We start from the raw sequence: 18,262 nt of genomic DNA, 5'->3' as shown, positions 1-18,262 counted from the left end.
CCGACCATGTCCCGTACCAAGACGGTCCTCATCGTCCTCACCAGCCACGCGGAGCTGGGCGACACCGGCCGCGCCACCGGCTACTACATGCCCGAAGTCGCCCACCCCTGGCGGGTGTTCAGCGAGGCCGGCCACCGCGTCGACCTCGCGTCGGTGCGCGGCGGCCGCCCCCCGGCCTCCGGCGTCGACATGGACGACAGGGTCCAGAAGGCCTTCCTGGAGGACCCGGAGATGAGCGCGAAGCTGGCCGGCACGCTGCGCGCCGAGGACGTGGACCCGGCCGGCTACGACGCGGTCTTCTTCGCGGGCGGCCACGGCACCATGTGGGACTTCCCCGGCAACCCGGCCCTGGCCGCGCTCGCCCGGGACGTCTACGAGGCGGGCGGTGTGGTCGCGGCGCTCTGCCACGGCCCGGCGGCGCTGGTCGGGGTGCGGCTCTCCGACGGGCGCCCGCTGGTCGAGGGCAAGCGGCTGACCGGGTTCAGCAACGCCGAGGAGGCCGCGATGGGCCTGACCGGTGTCGTTCCCTTCGCGCTGCAGACCGCCCTGGAGGAGCTGGGCGGCAAGCACGAGAGCGCCCCCGAGTTCACCGCCCACGCGGTGACCGACGGCCGCCTGGTCACGGGCCAGAACCCGGCCTCGGCCACGGACACGGCCGTGGCGACCGTCCTGGCCCTGGCGTCCGCATGACGGCACCGACGACCGGGGAGGCGGTCGGGGCAGCCGATCCGTACCCGCCCCTCGCCGCCCCGCCCACCGGCCGCGCCCGCTGGTTCGTCCTCGCCGTCGGACTCACCTGCACCTTCCTGGTCGTCGGCGGAGTGTCCATCGCCAACCTCGCGATGCCGTCCCTCCAGGCGACCCTGCACGTCGGGTTCGGGGCCGTGCAGTTCGTGGTGGCCGGGTACGGGCTGGTGTACGCCGTCTTCCTGATCACGGGCGGCCGGCTCGGTGACGTGATGGGCCGGCGCCGTGTGCTGCTCGCCGGTCTGGTGCTGTTCACCGTCGCCGTGCTGGTCAGCGGCCTGGCGCCCAACGCGCCCGTGCTCATCGGCGCCCGCCTGGTGCAGGGCTTCGGCGCCGCGCTGATCTACCCGCAGATCCTGTCGATCATCCAGGACACCTTCGAGGGCGCCGAACGCAACTTCGCGCTCGGCCTGTTCGGCGCCACCATCGGCGTCGCCATCGTCGTGGGCCAGCTCGTGGGCGGCGCGCTGATCCAGCTGAACCTGGCGGGGCTGGCCTGGCGCCCCGCTTTCCTGGTGCTGGTCCCGCTCGGCACCGCCGCGCTGCTCACCGGCCGCCGGGTCATGGCCCGGGACGAACCCGCCGGCCGCCCCCACATCGACCTGGCCGGCACCGGGCTGCTCGGCGGCGCCCTGCTGCTGCTCGTGCTGCCGCTGCTGATCGGTCCCGGCGTGGGCTGGGCCTGGTGGACCTGGGTGATGTTCGCCGCAGCCGTCCCCGGGTTCGCCCTGTTCATCCGGTACGAGCAGCGCCTGGACCGCACCGGCCGCACCCCGCTGCTGCGCCCGTCCCTGTTCCGGCAGCGGGCCTTCGGGGTGGGCATCGCGATCGGCGTCCTGTACTTCATCACCATCGTCGGCCTCGCCGTCTACACCTCGCTGACCTTCCAGGTCGGCCTCGGACTCGACCCGCTGCAGGCGGGGCTCGCGTTCGCCCCGGTCGGCATCGCGTTCTTCGCCTCGTCGCTGGTGGTGCCCCGGCTCGTGCCGCGACTCGGCCGGTCCGTGCTGGTGCTCGGGCACGTGCTGCTGCTCGGCGGTCTGATCGCCGCCTGGGCCACCGTGCGCGGCACCGGCTCCGGTCTGTCGGCGGGCGAGCTGGCCCTGCCCCTGCTGCTGATCGGCACGGCCCAGGGCCTGACGATGTCGCCGCTGATCGGTGTCGTCCTGACCGGTATCCGCCCCTCCGACAAGGGCTCCGCGTCGGGTGCCCTGACCACCGCGTTCCAGATCGGCCAGGCTCTCGGGGTGGCCGGAATCGGTACGGTCTTCTCCGTCCTCGGCGCCCACCCGGGCACGGCCGCAGCGTCAAGCCGTTACCAAGTCGCCTATCAATCGGCCCTGTTGCTCATGGCGGCGCTTAGTCTGGTGTCGTTCGTCCTGGTCTATGCACTTCCGAACCCGCACGACAGCCGGCCCCACCACCACTTCCTGTGGGTGCGGCACGGTCGGCGGACCGGGCTCGCGCACGCGTTCTACCTGCTGACCGGCGGCCACGCGGTGGGCCGCCGGCTCAGCCACTGGTTCCACCACCACGAAGGGAAACACTGATGCGTCAGGTCGCTCTGGGCAGCCAGGGTCTGCGGGTCTCCGCACAGGGACTCGGCTGCATGGGCATGAGCCAGTCGTACGGAGTCGGCAACGACGAGGAGTCGATCAGGACCATCCACCGGGCCCTCGATCTGGGCGTCACCCTGATCGACACGGCCAACGTGTACGGGGCGACCGGCCTGTACGGCGTGGGCGCCAACGAGAAGCTGGTCGGGTACGCGCTGCGGGAGCGCCGGGACGAGGTGACCCTCGCCACGAAGTGCGGCATCGTCGACGTGAAGCCCGGCGCGGGCATGATGCTGCGGGCCGACCCGGACTACATCCGCGGCTGCATCGACGAGTCGCTGGAGCGCCTCGGGGTGGACCACGTCGACCTGTACTACCTGCACCGGGTGGACCCGAAGACGCCCCTCGAGGAGTCCATCGGCACCATGGCGGAGCTGGTGCAGGCCGGCAAGGTCCGCTACATCGGCGTCTCCGAGGTGTCCGCGGACGAGCTGGAGCGCGCCCACGCCGTGCACCCGATCACCGCCCTGCAGAGCGAGTACTCGCTGTGGAGCCGCGAGATCGAGGCGGAGGTGCTGCCCACCGCCCGCCGGCTGGGCATCGGCGTGGTCCCGTTCTCCCCGCTCGGCCGGGGCTTCCTGACCGGCGCGGTCACCAGCCGGGACACCATGGCCTCGAACGACATGCGCCGCAACCTGCCGCGGTTCTCGCAGGACAACCTGGACGCCAACCAGAAGGTCGTCGACGTGATCCGGGAGATCGCCGCCGCCCGCGACGTGCTGCCCGGCCAGATCGCGCTGGCCTGGGTGCACGCCCAGGGCGCCGACATCGTGCCGATCCCGGGCACCAAGCGGATCAGCTACCTGGAGCAGAACACGGCCGCCGCGGACATCACGCTGACCGCCGACGACCTGTCCCGCCTGACCGAGGCGGCCGCCCAGATCCAGGGCGCCCGCCGCTGACCCGCACCCGTGCTCAGTCCGCCTTCAGCTCCGGCGGATGCAGGAAGTAGTTGGCGGCCGACGCCGCCTGCGCTCCCTCGTGGACGGCGGCCGTCACCTGGTGGGAGTGCAGCGCGGTGAGGTCGCCGGCCGCGTAGACGCCCGGCACGCTGGTCCTCTGCTCGGAATCCACCTCGACATATCCGGTGGCGGCGAGCCGGACGCCCAGCTGCCGGGCGAGCGTGGTCTCGGGGGTGGCGCCCTGGATGGAGAACAGCGCGTCCAGCTCCAGCCGCCGGCCCTCGCGGGTCAGCACGGCCGACAGCATCCCGTCCGCGCCCTCGGCCTCCCCGATCCGGTCGTGCACCACCGGGATGCCGGCGCGCTCCAGACGGCGGCGGAACTTCGGGCTGATCTCGTCGCTCCCGCTGTTGGTCAGCACCCGCACCCGGTCGGTGAGGCTGTGCAGCTGCATGGCCTCACCGGCGGCCGCGTCGGTGTGCCCGACGACCAGGATGCGCCGCCCCCGGTTCTCGTACCCGTCGCAGGTGATGCACCAGAACATCGACCGGCCGACGTACGACTCCCAGCCCTCGAAGTGCGGGAAGTGGTCGAGGACGCCGGTGGCCAGCACCAGTGCCCGGGCCCGCCAGGCGTGCCCCTGGGAGCGGACCGTGAAGCCCCGCTCGGCATCGCCCTCGGCGTGCGTGACCAGGTGGTGCAGGACCCGGGCGTTGGCGTAGCGGCCGAGCTGCTCCCGGCCGAGCTTGCGGAGGTCGACGGTGGGGATGCCCTCGGGGAAGCCGAGGTAGTTGTGGTTGGTCTGGTGGTGCGTCGAGCGCCCGTGGCCGGTGTCGAAGACCAGGACCTCGCGGTTGTAGCGGGCCAGGTAGAGCGCCGCGGAGAGGCCCGCCGGGCCACCTCCCACGACGATGGTGTCGACGAGCCTCATGCGTCGGTCCCCTTTCTCAGGTCGTCCGGCTCAGTGCCCCGGCCAGCTCCAGCTCCGCGTACACCGCCCCGAGGCAGCGGTTCATGACCACGCGCAGGCCGCCCGCCTCGGCGATGTCGCGTGCCTCGTCGGAGACGATGCCGAGCTGCAGCCACAGGGCCCGCGCCCCGATCTCCAGGGCCTGCCGGGCCACGGCGGGGGTCTGCGGCGCCGGCCGGAACACGTCGACGACGTCGACCGGTTCACCGATGTCGAGCAGCGTGGCGAAGGCCGGCCGGCCCAGCACCTCGCGGTGGTGCGGGTTGACCGGGATGACGTTGAAGCCCTTGCCCTGGAGGTAGGCCGGGATCTCGTGCGCGGCCTTGCCCGGCTCCGCCGAGGCGCCCACCACGGCGATCGTGCGGGCCCCGCCGAGAATGCGCCGGTACTCGTCCCACAGGTAGTCGCTCATGCGTATGTCCCCTCTTCGTCGCGTTCCCCGCCCGCGGCCCGGCGCCGCGGCCGCAGCCAGATGACACCCAGCGGCGGCAGGGTGACCTCGGTGCTCCACCCCTGGCCCTGCCAGGGGACCGGACCGGCCCGCAGCGGCTCGGAGTTGACCACGCCCGAGCCGCCGTAGCGGTCCGCGTCGGTGTTGAGGATCTCGGTCCACTCGCCGCCGGCGGGCAGGCCGATGCGGTAGCCGTGGCGCACGCTCGGCTGGAAGTGGTGCACGCACACCAGCGGGGTGCCGTCGGCGTCGTGGCGGACGAAGGAGTACACGTTGTCCTCGGCCGCGTCCGCGTCCAGCCAGCTGAATCCCTCGGGGGCGGCGTCCAGGTCCCACAGGGCGGGCAGCCCGAGATAGTGCGCGTTGAGGTCGCTCACCAGGTCGCGCACGCCCGCGTGGGGAGCGTGGCCGAGCGCCGCCCAGTCGAGCCCGGTGTCGTGCGACCACTCGCCCGCCTGGGCGAACTCCTGCCCCATGAAGAGCAGATGCTTGCCGGGGAAGCCCCACATGAAGGCCAGGTAGGCCCGCACACCGGCGAACCGCTGCCAGGGGTCGCCGGGCATCTTCCCGAGCAACGAGCCCTTGCCGTGCACCACTTCGTCGTGGCTGATCGGCAGCAGGTGGTTCTCCGCGTAGGCGTACACCATGGGGAAGGTCAGCGCGTGGTGGTGGTACTGCCGGTGCACGGGGTCCTTGCCCATGTAGACCAGGGAGTCGTGCATCCAGCCCATGTTCCACTTGAACCCGAAGCCGAGCCCGCCGTGGTCGGTGCGCCGGGTCACGCCCTCCCAGGCGGTGGACTCCTCTGCGACGGTGACCACCCCGGGACAGCTGCGGTAGACGGCGGCGTTCATCTCCTGCAGGAACTCCACCGCCTCCAGGTGCTCCCGGCCGCCGTACGCGTTGGGCAGCCAGCCGCCCTCGGGCCGCGAGTAGTCGAGGTAGAGCATGGAGGCGACGGCGTCCACCCTGAGACCGTCGATGTGAAACTCGGTGCACCAGTAGAGGGCGTTGGCGACCAGGAAGTTGCGCACCTGCTCGCGGCCGTAGTCGAAGACGAGGGTGCCCCAGTCGGGGTGCTCGCCGCGCCGCGGGTCGGGGTGCTCGTACAGGGCGGCGCCGTCGAACCGGGCCAGCGCCCAGTCGTCCTTCGGGAAGTGTGCCGGCACCCAGTCGAGGATCACGCCGATGCCGGCCCGGTGCAGCGCGTCGACCAGGTACCTGAAGTCGTCGGGGGTGCCGAGCGCGGCCATGGGCGCGTAGTACGAGGTGACCTGGTAGCCCCAGGAGCCGCGGAACGGGTGCTCGGCGACGGGCAGGAACTCCACGTGGGTGAAGCCCAGCGCCTTGACGTAGCCGGGCAGTTCGGTGGCCAGCTGCCGGTAGGTCCGGCCCGGCCGCCAGGAGCCGAGGTGCAGTTCGTACACGCTCATCGGCGCCCGCTCGGCGCGCCGCCGGCCGCGGGCCGCCATCCATTCGGCGTCCGTCCACCGGTGGCGGGAGGCGAAGACGACGGAGGCGGTGCCGGGCGCGGCCTCCGCGGAGCGGGCCAGCGGATCGGCCTTCTGCCGCCAGGTGCCGTCGGGTCCGAGGATCTCGAACTTGTACCGGCAGCCGTCGCCGACGTCCGGCACGAACAGTTCCCACACGCCGGAGGTGCCCAGCGACCGCATGGGGTGCCCGGTGCCGTCCCAGTGGTTGAAGTCGCCGACGACCCGGACGGCGCGGGCGTTGGGCGCCCAGACCGCGAACGCGGTGCCGGAGACGGAACGGTGCTCGCGCACCTGGGCGCCGAGCACCGTCCACAGCCGCTCGTGCCGGCCCTCGGCGATCAGGTACAGGTCCAGCTCCCCCGGCACGGGCGGGAAGCGGTACGGGTCGTCCGTCTCGCAGTCGCACTCGGCGTACCGCACCCGCAGCCGGTAGTCGGACCTGCCGTCGGGCAGCAGCCCGGAGAAGACGCCGCCGCCCTCGTGGGCCAGCTCGGCCAGGACCTCCCCGGCCGGGCCGATCGCCCACACCGCCTCCGCGAGCGGCTTGAGAACGCGCAGGGTCACACCCTCGGGTCCCCGGTGCGGGCCGAGCAGCGCGTGCGGATCGCTCGACTCGCCGGTGGTCAGGCGTTTGAGGTCGGTGGCCGGCAGCCGTGCGGGGGCCGTCCGGACGGGGTGGGGGGAAACCGGCGGGTTCACGAGAGGCGCGTCCTGTCCGTGATGATGTGGGCGACCTGGTGCTCCGGATCGAGGCGTACGTAGTTCTCACGGCCCCAGCGGTACGTCTCGCCGGACAGCGCGTCGTGCGCGTCGAAGGTGTCGGCGCGGTCGAGGCCGAGGGCCGGCAGGTCGAGATGGACCGTCGCCTCCCGCACGCTGTGCGGATCGAGGTTGAGGACCACCAGCACCCAGTCGTCCCCGACCCGCTTGGAGAAGCAGACCACCGCGTCGTTGTCCGCCCGGTGGAAGCGCACGTTGCGCAGCTGGCGCAGGGCGGGGTGTTCGCGGCGCAGCCGGTTGAGCGTGGTGATCAGCGGGGCGAGGGTGCCGCCGGAGGCGTCGGCCGCCTTCCAGTCCCGGGGCCGGTACTGGTACTTCTCCGAGTCGAGGTACTCCTCGCTGCCCGGTCCGGCGGGCACGTTCTCGTACAGCTCGTAGCCCGCGTAGACACCCCAGGTGGGGGCCGCCGTCGCGGCGAGCACGGCGCGGACCGCGAAGGCCGCGCGGCCGCCGTACTGCAGGAAGGCGTTGAGGATGTCCGGGGTGTTCACGAAGAGGTTCGGCCGCAGGTAGGCCGCACTCTCCTCGCCGCCGAGCCCGGCCAGTTCGGCGAGGTAGGACTCGACCTCCTCCTTGGAGTTGCGCCAGGTGAAGTACGTGTACGACTGGTGGAAGCCGACCCGGGCCAGGCTGTGCATCATCGCGGGACGGGTGAACGCCTCGGCGAGGAAGAGCACGTCGGGGTCGGTGGAGCGCACCTCCTCGATGAGCCGCTCCCAGAACCAGACGGGTTTGGTGTGCGGGTTGTCCACGCGGAAGATCCGCACCCCGTGGGCCATCCAGTGGCGCAGTACGCGCAGGCACTCCGCGTACAGCCCCTCGGGTTCGGTGTCGAAGTCGAGGGGATAGATGTCCTGGTACTTCTTCGGCGGGTTCTCGGCGTAGGCGATCGAGCCGTCCAGCCGGTGCCGGAACCACTCCGGGTGCTCGGTGACCCAGGGGTGGTCCGGTGAGCACTGCAGCGCGAAGTCGAGCGCCACCTCCAGACCGAGTTCGGCGGCCCGGGCGACGAAGTGGTCGAAGTCGTCCAGGGTGCCGAGGTCCGGGTGGACGGCGTCGTGGCCGCCGTCCGGTGAGCCGATCGCCCACGGCGATCCCGGGTCGTGCGGGCCCGCGGCCAGGGTGTTGCCGCGGCCCTTGCGGTGGGTGGTGCCGATGGGATGGACGGGCGGCAGGTACACCACGTCGAAGCCCATCGCGGCGACGGCCTCCAGCCGCTCAGCGGCGGTGCGCAGGGTCCCCGAGCGGGGCGGCTCCAGTACGCCCTCGGCATTCACCGTGGCCGGCACGGCCCCCTCGGAGCGCGGGAAGAACTCGTACCAGGACCCGGACAGCGCCCGCGCCCGGTCGACGCGCAGCGGCAGTTCCTCGGAACAGGTCACCAGCTCGCGCAGCGGATGAGCGGCCAGGATGCCGGTCACCTCGGCGTCGAGTGCGGCGGAGAGCCGGTCGTCGGGGGCGAGTCTGCCGTCCAGGAGCCGGTCGCGCGCCGTCCCGAGCACCTCACGGGCCCGCTCCGGAGCGGCGGCCGGCAGTTTGTGCAGCGCCCGCTCCAGCAGCAGCGCCCCCTCCGCCAGGACCAGCTCCACGTCGATCCGGGCCGGGATCTTGATGCGTGCGGTGTGCCGCCAGGTGGCCAGGGGATCGGTCCACGCCTCGACCCGGTACGTCCACTCGCCCTCCCGGCCGGCCGAGACCTGCGCGGCGTACCGGTCGGTGCCGGGGGCGAGCAGCCGCATGGGCGTCCAGGGTCCGGGCACACCGTCCGGACCGGTCAGGACGACGTTCGCGGCGACCGCGTCGTGTCCCTCCCGGAAGACGGTGGCGGACACCTCGAACAGCTCGCCCGGCACGGCACGGACGGGGCGGCGGCCCGCGTCCACCTGGGGGCGGACGTCCCGCACGGGTATCCGGCCGACGGTGGGGGCCGGCCGACGGACGTCGGGCTTGCCTTGCATGGTCATGCCTCCTGGCACCGAAGTACGGTCGTGGGCCCGGACGTTGCGCCGGATGTCGCGCGGACCGGGGTCAGGGCAGGGAATGGGGATGCGGCGCGGGCCGGCGCAGCGCCGTGGTCCCGTTGCTCACGTCGGCGATGATGCGGCGGTAGCCGGCCACCAGCGGGTGGTGCGGATAGGCCGTGCTGAACAGCCGCTCACCGGCCAGTGACGCCATCTCGGTGGCGTAGGGCAGCGCCACGGTGATCCGGGTGCCGAAGGCGTTCTCCACCTTCGCGCGCAGCGGCTCCGGTGCCGTTCCGGCCGGCACCAGGTTCACCGCCACGCTCAGCTGCCCGCAGCCGAGGCGCTCGGCGAGCGACATCGTCTCGGCGGCGCCCGCCATGTCCAGCCGGTCCGCCCGGGTGACCACCACCAGGGCGTCCGAGCTGGCCATCGAGGTGACCGTCTCGTTGTTGAACCCGGCGTGGGTGTCGAGGAGCAGCACGTCGAGGGCGAGCGAGTCGATCAGCCGGTCGAAGCCCTCGCGGAGCAGCCCGACGTCGTAGCCGCGCCCCATGATCTCGTTGATGCCCGCGGCCCGGCTGCGGGCCGGCACCACGAAGAAGCCGTCGTGCCCGGCGTCCGCCTCCGCGGCGTAGGCGGCCTCCTCGATCTCGCAGCGCCCGATCAGGTAGTCGCTCAGGGAGTGCCGGACCGTGCCGAGCGCGTCGCCGAACATGACGTCCAGGGCAGGCGTCTGGATGTCGGTGTCCACCAGTGCGACCCGGTGCCCGGAGGAGGCCAGCAGCACCGCCAGGTTGGCGGCCGTGCTGGACTTGCCCGTACCGCCCCGGTACGAGTGCACGGTGATGATCTGCGACATGGTCTCCACCCGGGATTCCGTCAGGAGGCGCGTCGGTGCACGGCCATCATGGTGATGTCGTCCGACTGCTCGGCGGGACCGACGAACTCGTTGAGCACACCGTCCATGTGGTCGAGGAGTTCCTCGCCGCGCACCGCCGCCTCGGTCAGCTGCTTGAGCATCAGGTCGTTCCCGAAGAACCGTCCCGTTCCGGAACGCGCCTCGGTGACCCCGTCCGTGTAGATGAAGAGGGTGTCACCCGGGCTGATCTGCGCGTAGCCCAGCGAGAAGGTGACGTCGGGGATGACGCCGACGGCCGGCCCGGTGGGCTCCAGGAGCACCGGCTCGGATCCGTCGGCACTGACCAGGACCGGCGGGTTGTGGCCGCCGTTGATGTAGACGAGGTTGCCGGTGACCGGGTCGAGGACACCGAAGAACAGGGTGGCGAAGTAGCCCTGTCTGATGTGGTTGCGGGTCAGGTAGTTGTTGGTGCCCACCACCGCGTTCAGCAGCGGGGTGGCTCCCACGACGGGGATCGCTCGGGTCTGCTCCTCCCAGACGGTGGACTCGTTCAGCACGTCGGCGGCGATCAGGTTCTGCAGCCCGCTCTGCTCGGCGGTGTGCCGCAGCAGGCTGCGGATCAGCGCCATGAACAGGGCGGCGCCCACGCCCTTGTCGCAGACGTCGGCCACCACGAGGGCCAGCCGGCGCCGGTTGACCAGTTCGAAGACGTCGTAGAAGTCCCCGGCGACGGTGCGGGCAGGCCGGAAGCGGACGTCGATCTCCCAGCCGTCGGGGCTGGGCAGGGCGTCCGGCAGGAACCCGAGCTGGATCTCCCGGCCGATCTCCAGCTCCCGCTCGTAGCTGAGCAGTTCGGCGTGGGCGGCCACGTCCTCCAGGGTGCGGCTGAACTCGGCGCGCTCATGGCAGTTGCGCAGCCGGGCGCGGACCAGCTCGGGATGGAACGGCGGTACCAGGTAGTCGGAGCCGGCCTGGACGTGCCCGCCGAGCAGGTGAAGATCGTGGTCGGCGAACGCCACGACGGTCGGCTGCCGTCCCTCGTCGTCCAGCCGCCGTACGACCGCTCTCACCGTGGCCGGTGCGAGCCGGGCGGAGACGAGCAGCACCTCGGTCTCGCCCAGCTCGCCCGGCGCCAGCGCGAGCGCCTCGCCCGGCGTCCGGCGGCGGACCTCGAACCGCAGTGCCTCCAGCGTGGCCAGCAACTCGGCCGGGGCCCGGCGGTGTTCGTCAAGGAGCAGCACCTTCGTATGTGACATCTCGTCTCATCTATCCGTGGTGGTCGCGGTGGATCGTCAGCACGCTGACGTTGCGCCCCGCCACCAGCTCGTAGTCGAAGCGGTCCACCGCCGTCAGCGCCAGGAAGACCCCGAGTCCGCCGACGGCGCGCCGGGCCAGGGGTACCTCCAGGTCGGGCGCCTTCATGCCGCCGCGGGGATCGAAGGGCGGGGCGTCGTCGGAGAAACGCACCCACACCCGGTCCGGGGTGACCCCGCCGTCCACGCAGATGCCGCCCGGTGCCCCGCAGTAGCCGTGCATGACGATGTTGGTCGCCAGCTCGTCGGCAGCCAGCCGCAACCGGTAGGTCTCGCTGCTGGTCAGCCGGCCCGACCGCCCGAGTTCGAGGACGAACCGGGCGACCAGGTCAAGGGATTCGAGGTCGGCCGCGATCCTCAGCGCCGCCGTGGTCCCGGCGAGCGGCTGACCGGCGCAGCCCGCCTCGCACCACTCCTGTCCAGCGGTGGGTCCGGCCGAGGCGGCTCCGGAGTCGATCGCCATCTTGCGCCCCTCTCAGGCGTCGATCAGCTCGATGCTGTGGTCGAAGCCCGCGAGCCGGATGGTCCGGCTCACCGGCTCCGTGGCCCCGATCACGGCGATGCGCACCTCGTCGCCCATCTTCTGGCGGGCGAAGACCAGGGAGCGCAGGCCCGCGCTGGCCATGAAGTCGAGGTTCCGGGCGTCTATCTCCAGCCGCACCGCGCCCTGCTCGGCGGCCCGGTCGACCAGGTCGTGGAAGCGGGGTGCGGTGGACGCGTCGAGTTCACCCTTGATCTCGATCGTCGCGATGCCCTCGGACACGCTCAGCTTTCCGTCGAACGACATGAACAGCTCTCCTTCTGTGAGTGAGGCCTCCGTCTCGAGGCATGCGTCTGCGAGGCGTGCGTGCCGCGGGTCAGCCGGTGCGCCGGTCGCGGCCGACGAGGATCACCAGCGCGTGCGGGCCGAGGTGGTAACGGCCCGGATGGTGCAGCTCGCGCTCGCCGCCGACCTCGGCGAGACCGTGCGGGGCGGCGAGAGAGGTGTCGGCGAACAGATGCCACGCCTGTCCCTCGGGCAGGCCGGGCAGCTCCAGGTCGTGCGACTCCCAGTGGGCGTTCACCGCGATGTAGACGTGGTCGTCGGCGACGGTGCCGCCCTTGGCGTGCCGGCCGCACCGCATCAGCCCGAGCACCCTGCTGTGCGTGGACCAGTCCGGGTGCCAGGCCCGTACCCCGTGCCAGCTGATGTCGGGGTATCCACTGCCGACCCGGTCGGAGCCGACCGGGTGGTCGGCGGAGCGCAGGACCGGGTGGACGTGCCGGAAGGCGATCAGGCGCCGGGAGAACTCCAGCAGTTCGGCGTTGGCCTCGACGAGCCCCCAGTCGAACCAGGAGAGCTCGTTGTCCTGGCAGTAGCCGTTGTTGTTGCCGAGCTGGGTGCGCCCGACCTCGTCCCCGGCCAGGACCATCGGAACGCCCTGGCTGGTGAGGAGGATGCCCAGCAGGTTCTTCATCTGGCGCGTCCTGAGGTCCCGGACGTGCGCCGAGGCGCTGGGCCCCTCCTCGCCGCAGTTCCAGCTGTGGTTGTCGTTGCCGCCGTCGCGGTTGTCCTCGCCGTTGGCCTCGTTGTGCTTGTCGTTGTACGACACCAGGTCGTTGAGGGTGAATCCGTCGTGCGCGGTGATGAAGTTGACCGACGCCGAGGAGGTGCGGCCCCGGTACAGGTCGGGGGAGCCGGCCATCCGGGTGGCCAGCTCGCCGACCAGACCCGGCTCGCCCTTGACGAAGCGGCGCACGGTGTCCCGGTACTTGCCGTTCCACTCCGACCAGCGGCCGTAGTTCGGGAACGCGCCCACCTGGTAGAGGCCGGCCGCGTCCCAGGCCTCGGCGATCAGCTTGGTGTGGCGCAGGATCGGGTCGTGGGCCAGCTGCTCCAGCAGGGGCGGATTGGGCAGCGGGGTGCCGTCGGGCGCCCGGTCGAGGATGGCCGCGAGATCGAAGCGGAAGCCGTCGATGTGGTACTCGGCCACCCAGTAGCGCAAACAGGACAGCACGAAGTCGCGCACCACGGGGTGGTTGCAGTTGACGGTGTTGCCGGTCCCGCTGAAGTTGTAGTACTCGCCCCGCGGCGTGAGCATGTAGTACGTGGCGTTGTCCAGGCCGCGGAACGAGATGGTCGGGCCGTGCTCGTTGCCCTCGGCGGTGTGGTTGAACACCACGTCGAGCATGACCTCGATGCCGGCCCGGTGCAGCTCCCTGACGAGGGTCTTGAACTCGTCGGCCTGCATCCCGAACCGGCCCGTGGCCGCGTACCCGGCCTTGGGCGCGAAGAACGAAACGGTGTTGTAGCCCCAGTAGTTGTGGAGCCGTCCGCCGGTGGCCGGGTCGGTGCGCGGGTTGTCCAGCTCGTCGAACTCGAACACCGGCAGCAGCTCCACGCAGTTGACGCCGAGGTCCGTCAGGTAGGGGATCTTCTCCCGCAGACCGGCGTAGGTGCCCGGGGCGCTCACCCCGGACGAGGGGTGGCGGGTGAAGCCGCGGACGTGGGTCTCGTAGACGACCAGGTCCTCGGTGGGGATGTTGAGCGGAGTGTCGTCGCCCCAGTCGAAGTCGTCGTCGAGCACCTTCGCGCGGTAGGGGTAGACGTCGTGCCAGTCCGGCTCCCGCCCCCACACGTCCCGGCCGGAGACCAGCCGGGCGTAGGGGTCGCTGAGCACCTTGCCCGGGTCGAACCGGTCGCCGGCCTCCGGGTCGAAGGGGCCGTCGGCGCGGAAGCCGTACTCCAGGTTCTCCGCGTCCAGGTCGAAGACCGTCATCGCGTACACGCTGCCGATGCGGAACTCCGGCGGGAACTCCAGTTCGGCGACGGGCCGGCGGGCGCCCCGCTCGAAGAGGACCAGCCGCATCGCGGTGGCCCGGTCGGAGTAGACCGAGAAGTTGATCCCCCCCGGTACCGGATGGGCGCCGTACGGGAAGGGCCGTCCGGCCCGGACCCGGTAGCCGCCGATCCGGCGGGTGGGGAACGCGTCGACGCGCTCACGTGTCTCCTGGACGGTCATCGGCCCGTGTGTTCCCGTGCGGCGTCCAGGTCTTCCTCGATCTGGAAGAAGTCCAGGAACCCGGTGGCGGACATCACGAACCGGACCTCCTCCGACAGGCCCACCAGGATCACCGCGGTCTGCAGCTGCTGGGCCCTGCGGTGCACGATCAGCAGGGTGCGCAGGCCCGCGCTGGAGACGTAGCTGACCCCGCTGAGGTCGATCAGCAGCCGGCTGCCCTGCCCGACGAACGGCAGCAGCTGGGCCTGGAGCCCGCCGGACGTGGTGGAGTTGATCTCTCCTTCGAGGACGACCACCGCGGTGTCGCCCTCGGTACGGGAGCTGAGCTTGACGGTCATGCCGCCACCTCCGCCCGGGCCACCGGGGCCAGCCGGACCTTGACCTTGACCCGCCCGGACGTCTCGGGCAGGTGCACGAGCAGGCCCTCGGCGTCGAAGGCGCTGTGCGGCTCGCCGTCGATCTCGACGGACTCGATGCGTACGGATCCGCGCGGCAGCAGGTCCGGCGCCACACGCAGCACCCGGCCCTCGACCAGCGCGGGGTCGGGCTTGAACCAGAAGTCCATGGCGCTGCCCCCCAGCAGCAGGTTGTTGTAGACGGCCGCGAGGTAGCACAGCTCTGCCGAGTGGTACATCGACATCGAGTGGCTGCCCTTGAGCCGCTCGACCCCGAGCAGATACGGCAGCCCGTTCGCGAGCACGTTGAAGTAGACGGCGCCCTCGTCGTGGTCGAGGAAGAAGGCGTTGTAGAAGGCCTGGGCGTCCCGGGCCTCGCTCTGGAAGTCCGCGCGGTGCGTGGTGCCGTGCAGGATGAGGTAGGCGAGGATCGCCTGCTCCTGCTGCCACCACGCCTTGCGGTCGTGCCAGGTGAACCGGTGCCGGTCCTCGCCGGCCACCCGGATCCGCTCCACCACGTCGTACCAGCCGCCGCGCTGCCGGTCCGCGCCCCACTCGGGCATGGTCTCGCCGAGGGCGGTGGCCAGCTCCAGATAGCTCTGCTTGGGACGCAGCGAGTGCATCCGCAGCAGGTTCCAGGCGATCTTGAGGTTGTGGCCGACGACCGCGCGGTTCTGCTGCCAGCCGTGCGTGGTGTCGTGGGACCAGTCCTTGTGGAACCGTTCCTGCACGAAGGGGCTGTGCTCGGGGTCGGGGAAGCGGCCGACGATGGTGTCGAAGGTGTACTCCAGCATGTCGGCGTAGGTCTTCTCGCCGGTGGCCAGGTACAGGTTGATCAGGTAGGCCGGTGCGTGGTCGCCGACGGAGTTCCAGTTCTTGCGGGCCCGGTTGGGGCCGAGCGACTCGTGCTCCGGGCTGAGCAGGATCGGGTCGATGTGCGAGAAGTAGCCACCGTGCTCCGGGTCCAGGTAGAACCGGTCGAAGAGCCGGATGGTGGCGTCCGCGTCGGCCTTGATGCGCGGGTCGCCGGTGATCCGGTAGGTCTGGATCGGGCCGGCCAGCGCGTAGATCTGCTCGTAGGCGGGCAGCGCGTCGTAGTCGTCGGAGAACTCCGAGGTGAAGAGCTTGGTCTCGATGTCGCCGTCGACCTTGAGGCCGTGGTACCAGTACACGACGTTCTCGTCGGCGTCCACGAACCGCATGTGCTCGCGCAGGTACTCGGTGCCCCGCTCGGCGATCTCCAGGTACTCGTCGTCGCCGGTCAGCAGGAACGCGGAGGCCATGCCGTAGACCAGCCGGGAGATGGTGTCCGTCTCCTGGACGTGGCTCGCGGTCTTGTCACCGCTGAGCCGGATCTCGGTGCGGTAGCGCGAGAAGTCGGCCGGCCCGTCGCCGAACTGGGCCCGGCGGTAGAAGCCGGCTATCTCACGGATCTGCCGGATCCACCAGCCGGCCTCCTCGAACCGGTGGTCGTCCGTCTGCCGGCCGGTGAAGATCAGCCGCTTGGCCTCGAACCGCAGCCCGTCCGCCTGCGGGTAGAAGATGCCGTACGCCAGGACGTAGCGGCCCTCCTCCAGCAGTGAGTCGATGTGGCCGGAGGCGTCCTGGTAGGGCTCCCCGAGGTTGTGCAGCAGCTCCGCGCCGGGCCCGCCGTCCAGCGAGACGTCGAAGTGGCGGCCGTCCGCGGTGACGAGGGTGAAGACGCGCGCCTCGCGGTCGAATCCGGCCACCCGGCCCGCGATGGTGTCGGAGAACGTGAAGTTGACGGTGTCGGACATGGTCACACCCTTCGCATTATGATTTTGAATTCGTCCGGGACTGATGAACCATCGAATCTCCCGTTCTTGACATTTCGCGAACGTGTCACATCTTCAGCGGACCCGTATCTCACCGACAAAGAGCGGTCGCGGACTTCCTGAACTTTCAATTCTGCTGCTGGATTTCTTCGGTCAGCCGGCGTACGGCGAGCAGCGGGATGGGCAGCCATTCGGGCCGGTTGTGGGCCTCGTACACCGCCTCGTAGACGGCCTTGTCCGCCTCGAAGGAACGCACCAGCAGCGGTTCGCGGCGCGGGTCCTGGCCGCCCCCGGCGGCATAACCGGCGCAGTACGCCTGCCGGTTGTGCACCGCCCAGGCCGTGGCCCGGCGGGCCAGCCGGGCCGCGTGCGGATCGCCGGACGGCGTCTCGGCCGGCGGGCGGTCCAGCACCTCGGTCAGGGCGTGGTGGGCCGCGTAGTCGAAGGAGCGCAGCATCGCGGCGACATCGCGCAGGGCCGGCTGCGGCCGGCGGCGTTCCTGCGGCGAGTGTCCGGGTTCGCCCTCGAAGTCGATGAGCACCCAGCCCTGTTCGGTGCGCAGCACCTGCCCCAGGTGCAGATCGCCGTGGATCCGCTGGACCAGCGGCGTCCGGCCGCCCAGGACGCTGCCCCGCAGCTCCTCGTGCAGCTCCCACAACCCGGCCGTGTACGGGGACAGCTGGGGCACGGACCGCAGTCCCTCCGCCAGGCGCTCGCCCAGCAGGTCGAGCAGGGCCGCGCTCTCCGGCCCGGTGAGCGGCCGGCTGCCGAGCTGCTCGGCGAGGGCGGTGTGCACCCGGGCGGTGGCCAGGCCCAGCGCGTACGACTCCTCGGCGAAGCCGCCGAGCGGCGCCTCGGTGCCGCGCCCGGCCGCCAGGCACACGCGGGCCTGGGCGGTGGCCGCCGCCCAGCCGTCCCCGCGCGAGCGCACGAACTCCTGCACGATGCCGAGCGTGAAGGCGCCCACCGGGGACTCGCCCGTGGTCCGCACCTGGGCCAGCGGCGCCGCGCTCGGCACCGAGCCGGCCCGCTGCAGCGCGCCGAGCAGCTCCAGCTCCGGGCTGGTCCCGGGCACGGGCCGGCGCAGCACCTTGAACATCGCCCGGTCGGCGAAGGCCACCGAGGTGTTGGACTGCTCCGCCGTGCTCGCCACTCCGGGCACCCCGAAGGGCAGCTCGCTGCCGGGCAGGCGCTCGAAGCGCACCGGCCCCTGCTCGTCGGCGTCGAAGCGCTCCAGCAGCCTGGTCATCAACTCCGGGTCCTGCGTGCCCTCGTACAGCGTCAGGACCGGCCCGCCAGGTGCGGTCGAGCGGCCGATCACCGCCTCGGACGGCACCGGGGCCGGCCCCCGGCGCATCCCGATCAACGCCTGGTACGGGCCGTCGGCGCCGGTGTCGAACACCGCGACCAGGAGCCCCGGATCGCCCGGCAGCACCCGCTCCAGGAGCCGGGTGGTGACGGCAGGCGTCCCGGTGTCCTTGCCCGCGAACCAGCGCCGGCCGGGCAGCCACGCCGCGAGCAGCCCGTCCAGCACCGCACGCACCCGCTCCAGCTCCGTGTCCACAAGAACGCTCATCCGCCCCACACCCCCACCCGCACCCGGCACACCCGCATCCCCACCGGCAACGGCCGGCCCGCGACACCCACACCCACGGTTCGGCAGCCGCGCGGCAACCGGCCGACTCCGGCACCCACACCCACGAACCGGCACCCGCACGGCAACCGGCAGGTTCCGGCGCGCACCCGCTTCCACTCCGCGTCCACAGGAACGCTCATGCGGCCCGCACCCCCACCCGCTCGCGCGACACCCGCATCCCCACCGGCAACGGCCGGCCCGCGACACCCACACCCACGGTTCGGCAGCCGCGCGGCAACCTGCCGACTCCGGCACCCACACCCACGAACCGGCACCCGCACGGCAACCGGCAGGTTCCGGCGCGCACCCGCTTCCACTCCGCGTCCACAGGAACGCTC

Annotated in this window: 15 protein-coding genes; 3 read left to right on the top strand and 12 right to left on the bottom strand. The window is 71.6% G+C overall.

The window, feature by feature from the left end; translation table 11 throughout:
* The first annotated feature begins 6 nt into the window (after positions 1-6).
* The 3 genes from AC07DS_RS41675 to AC07DS_RS41665 are packed head-to-tail and all read left to right on the top strand — an operon-like array spanning position 7 to position 3,265.
* Positions 7-690: a type 1 glutamine amidotransferase domain-containing protein gene (locus AC07DS_RS41675; RefSeq protein ID WP_479153949.1), complete on the top strand. Its 684-nt coding sequence runs from the start codon at positions 7-9 to the stop codon at positions 688-690.
* Positions 687-2,297 (top strand): MFS transporter, encoded by a 1,611-nt coding sequence (locus tag AC07DS_RS41670; RefSeq protein ID WP_479153948.1) that lies wholly within the window; start codon positions 687-689, stop codon positions 2,295-2,297. Before AC07DS_RS41675 ends, AC07DS_RS41670 begins: the two co-directional genes overlap by 4 nt.
* Positions 2,297-3,265 carry an aldo/keto reductase gene (locus AC07DS_RS41665; protein WP_479153947.1) on the top strand — a complete coding sequence of 323 codons (969 nt, stop codon included), beginning with the start codon at positions 2,297-2,299 and terminating at the stop codon, positions 3,263-3,265. Before AC07DS_RS41670 ends, AC07DS_RS41665 begins: the two co-directional genes overlap by 1 nt.
* A gap of 13 nt (positions 3,266-3,278) precedes the next feature.
* Here AC07DS_RS41665 and AC07DS_RS41660 read toward each other — a convergent pair whose 3' ends face one another.
* The 12 genes from AC07DS_RS41660 to AC07DS_RS41605 all read right to left on the bottom strand — a co-directional run bounded on the left by AC07DS_RS41660 (position 3,279) and on the right by AC07DS_RS41605 (position 17,864).
* Positions 3,279-4,196 (bottom strand): NAD(P)/FAD-dependent oxidoreductase, encoded by a 918-nt coding sequence (locus AC07DS_RS41660; protein WP_479153946.1) that lies wholly within the window; start codon positions 4,194-4,196, stop codon positions 3,279-3,281.
* A gap of 16 nt (positions 4,197-4,212) precedes the next feature.
* Entirely contained in the window at positions 4,213-4,647 is a 435-nt protein-coding gene (locus AC07DS_RS41655) for a CoA-binding protein (protein WP_479153945.1), read from the bottom strand.
* A complete protein-coding gene (glgB, locus tag AC07DS_RS41650; RefSeq protein ID WP_479153944.1) occupies positions 4,644-6,878 on the bottom strand; it encodes a 1,4-alpha-glucan branching protein GlgB in 2,235 nt (744 codons plus the stop codon). Before glgB ends, AC07DS_RS41655 begins: the two co-directional genes overlap by 4 nt.
* Positions 6,875-8,917 carry an alpha-1,4-glucan--maltose-1-phosphate maltosyltransferase gene (locus AC07DS_RS41645; protein WP_479153980.1) on the bottom strand — a complete coding sequence of 681 codons (2,043 nt, stop codon included), beginning with the start codon at positions 8,915-8,917 and terminating at the stop codon, positions 6,875-6,877. Before AC07DS_RS41645 ends, glgB begins: the two co-directional genes overlap by 4 nt.
* Positions 8,918-8,987: 70 nt before the next feature.
* The gene (locus tag AC07DS_RS41640; protein ID WP_479153943.1) at positions 8,988-9,782 is read right to left on the bottom strand and encodes a MinD/ParA family ATP-binding protein; all 795 of its coding nucleotides are present in this window, start codon (positions 9,780-9,782) and stop codon (positions 8,988-8,990) included.
* A 20-nt stretch (positions 9,783-9,802) separates the two neighbouring features.
* Positions 9,803-11,038 carry a PP2C family protein-serine/threonine phosphatase gene (locus tag AC07DS_RS41635; RefSeq protein WP_479153942.1) on the bottom strand — a complete coding sequence of 412 codons (1,236 nt, stop codon included), beginning with the start codon at positions 11,036-11,038 and terminating at the stop codon, positions 9,803-9,805.
* A 10-nt stretch (positions 11,039-11,048) separates the two neighbouring features.
* A complete protein-coding gene (locus tag AC07DS_RS41630; RefSeq protein ID WP_479153941.1) occupies positions 11,049-11,558 on the bottom strand; it encodes an ATP-binding protein in 510 nt (169 codons plus the stop codon).
* A 12-nt stretch (positions 11,559-11,570) separates the two neighbouring features.
* Positions 11,571-11,882, bottom strand: coding sequence for an STAS domain-containing protein (locus tag AC07DS_RS41625; protein ID WP_479153940.1), 312 nt, complete (start codon positions 11,880-11,882; stop codon positions 11,571-11,573).
* Positions 11,883-11,952: 70 nt separating this feature from the next.
* A complete protein-coding gene (gene glgX / locus AC07DS_RS41620) occupies positions 11,953-14,097 on the bottom strand; it encodes a glycogen debranching protein GlgX (protein ID WP_479153939.1) in 2,145 nt (714 codons plus the stop codon).
* Positions 14,094-14,435: an STAS domain-containing protein gene (locus AC07DS_RS41615; protein ID WP_145885149.1), complete on the bottom strand. Its 342-nt coding sequence runs from the start codon at positions 14,433-14,435 to the stop codon at positions 14,094-14,096. Before AC07DS_RS41615 ends, glgX begins: the two co-directional genes overlap by 4 nt.
* Positions 14,432-16,270, bottom strand: a complete 1,839-nt coding sequence (locus AC07DS_RS41610; protein ID WP_479153938.1) for an AGE family epimerase/isomerase — start codon at positions 16,268-16,270, stop codon at positions 14,432-14,434. The genes AC07DS_RS41615 and AC07DS_RS41610 overlap by 4 nt, the downstream gene beginning before the upstream one ends.
* 145 nt (positions 16,271-16,415) lie before the next feature.
* Complete coding sequence (locus AC07DS_RS41605; RefSeq protein ID WP_479153937.1) at positions 16,416-17,864, bottom strand: maltokinase N-terminal cap-like domain-containing protein; 1,449 nt, start codon at positions 17,862-17,864, stop codon at positions 16,416-16,418.
* Positions 17,865-18,262 lie beyond the last annotated feature (398 nt).

The sequence above is a fragment of the Streptomyces sp. NPDC044064 genome (assembly GCF_056434245.1).
Note: the sequence above shows the minus strand (reverse complement) of the source record. Positions and strands in the feature narration are given on the sequence as shown.

Bases quoted from the DNA above. Each gene is read 5' to 3' on its own strand.
- AC07DS_RS41605 (WP_479153937.1), bottom strand. From the start codon at position 17,864: ATGAGCGTTCTTGTGGACACGGAGCTGGAGCGGGTGCGTGCGGTGCTG.
- AC07DS_RS41610 (WP_479153938.1), bottom strand. From the start codon at position 16,270: ATGTCCGACACCGTCAACTTCACGTTCTCCGACACCATCGCGGGCCGG.
- AC07DS_RS41665 (WP_479153947.1), top strand. From the start codon at position 2,297: ATGCGTCAGGTCGCTCTGGGCAGCCAGGGTCTGCGGGTCTCCGCACAG.
- AC07DS_RS41670 (WP_479153948.1), top strand. From the start codon at position 687: ATGACGGCACCGACGACCGGGGAGGCGGTCGGGGCAGCCGATCCGTAC.
- AC07DS_RS41645 (WP_479153980.1), bottom strand. From the start codon at position 8,917: ATGCAAGGCAAGCCCGACGTCCGTCGGCCGGCCCCCACCGTCGGCCGG.
- AC07DS_RS41640 (WP_479153943.1), bottom strand. From the start codon at position 9,782: ATGTCGCAGATCATCACCGTGCACTCGTACCGGGGCGGTACGGGCAAG.
- AC07DS_RS41625 (WP_479153940.1), bottom strand. From the start codon at position 11,882: ATGTCGTTCGACGGAAAGCTGAGCGTGTCCGAGGGCATCGCGACGATC.
- AC07DS_RS41635 (WP_479153942.1), bottom strand. From the start codon at position 11,038: ATGTCACATACGAAGGTGCTGCTCCTTGACGAACACCGCCGGGCCCCG.
- AC07DS_RS41675 (WP_479153949.1), top strand. From the start codon at position 7: ATGTCCCGTACCAAGACGGTCCTCATCGTCCTCACCAGCCACGCGGAG.
- AC07DS_RS41655 (WP_479153945.1), bottom strand. From the start codon at position 4,647: ATGAGCGACTACCTGTGGGACGAGTACCGGCGCATTCTCGGCGGGGCC.
- glgX (WP_479153939.1), bottom strand. From the start codon at position 14,097: ATGACCGTCCAGGAGACACGTGAGCGCGTCGACGCGTTCCCCACCCGC.
- AC07DS_RS41660 (WP_479153946.1), bottom strand. From the start codon at position 4,196: ATGAGGCTCGTCGACACCATCGTCGTGGGAGGTGGCCCGGCGGGCCTC.
- AC07DS_RS41630 (WP_479153941.1), bottom strand. From the start codon at position 11,558: ATGGCGATCGACTCCGGAGCCGCCTCGGCCGGACCCACCGCTGGACAG.
- AC07DS_RS41615 (WP_145885149.1), bottom strand. From the start codon at position 14,435: ATGACCGTCAAGCTCAGCTCCCGTACCGAGGGCGACACCGCGGTGGTC.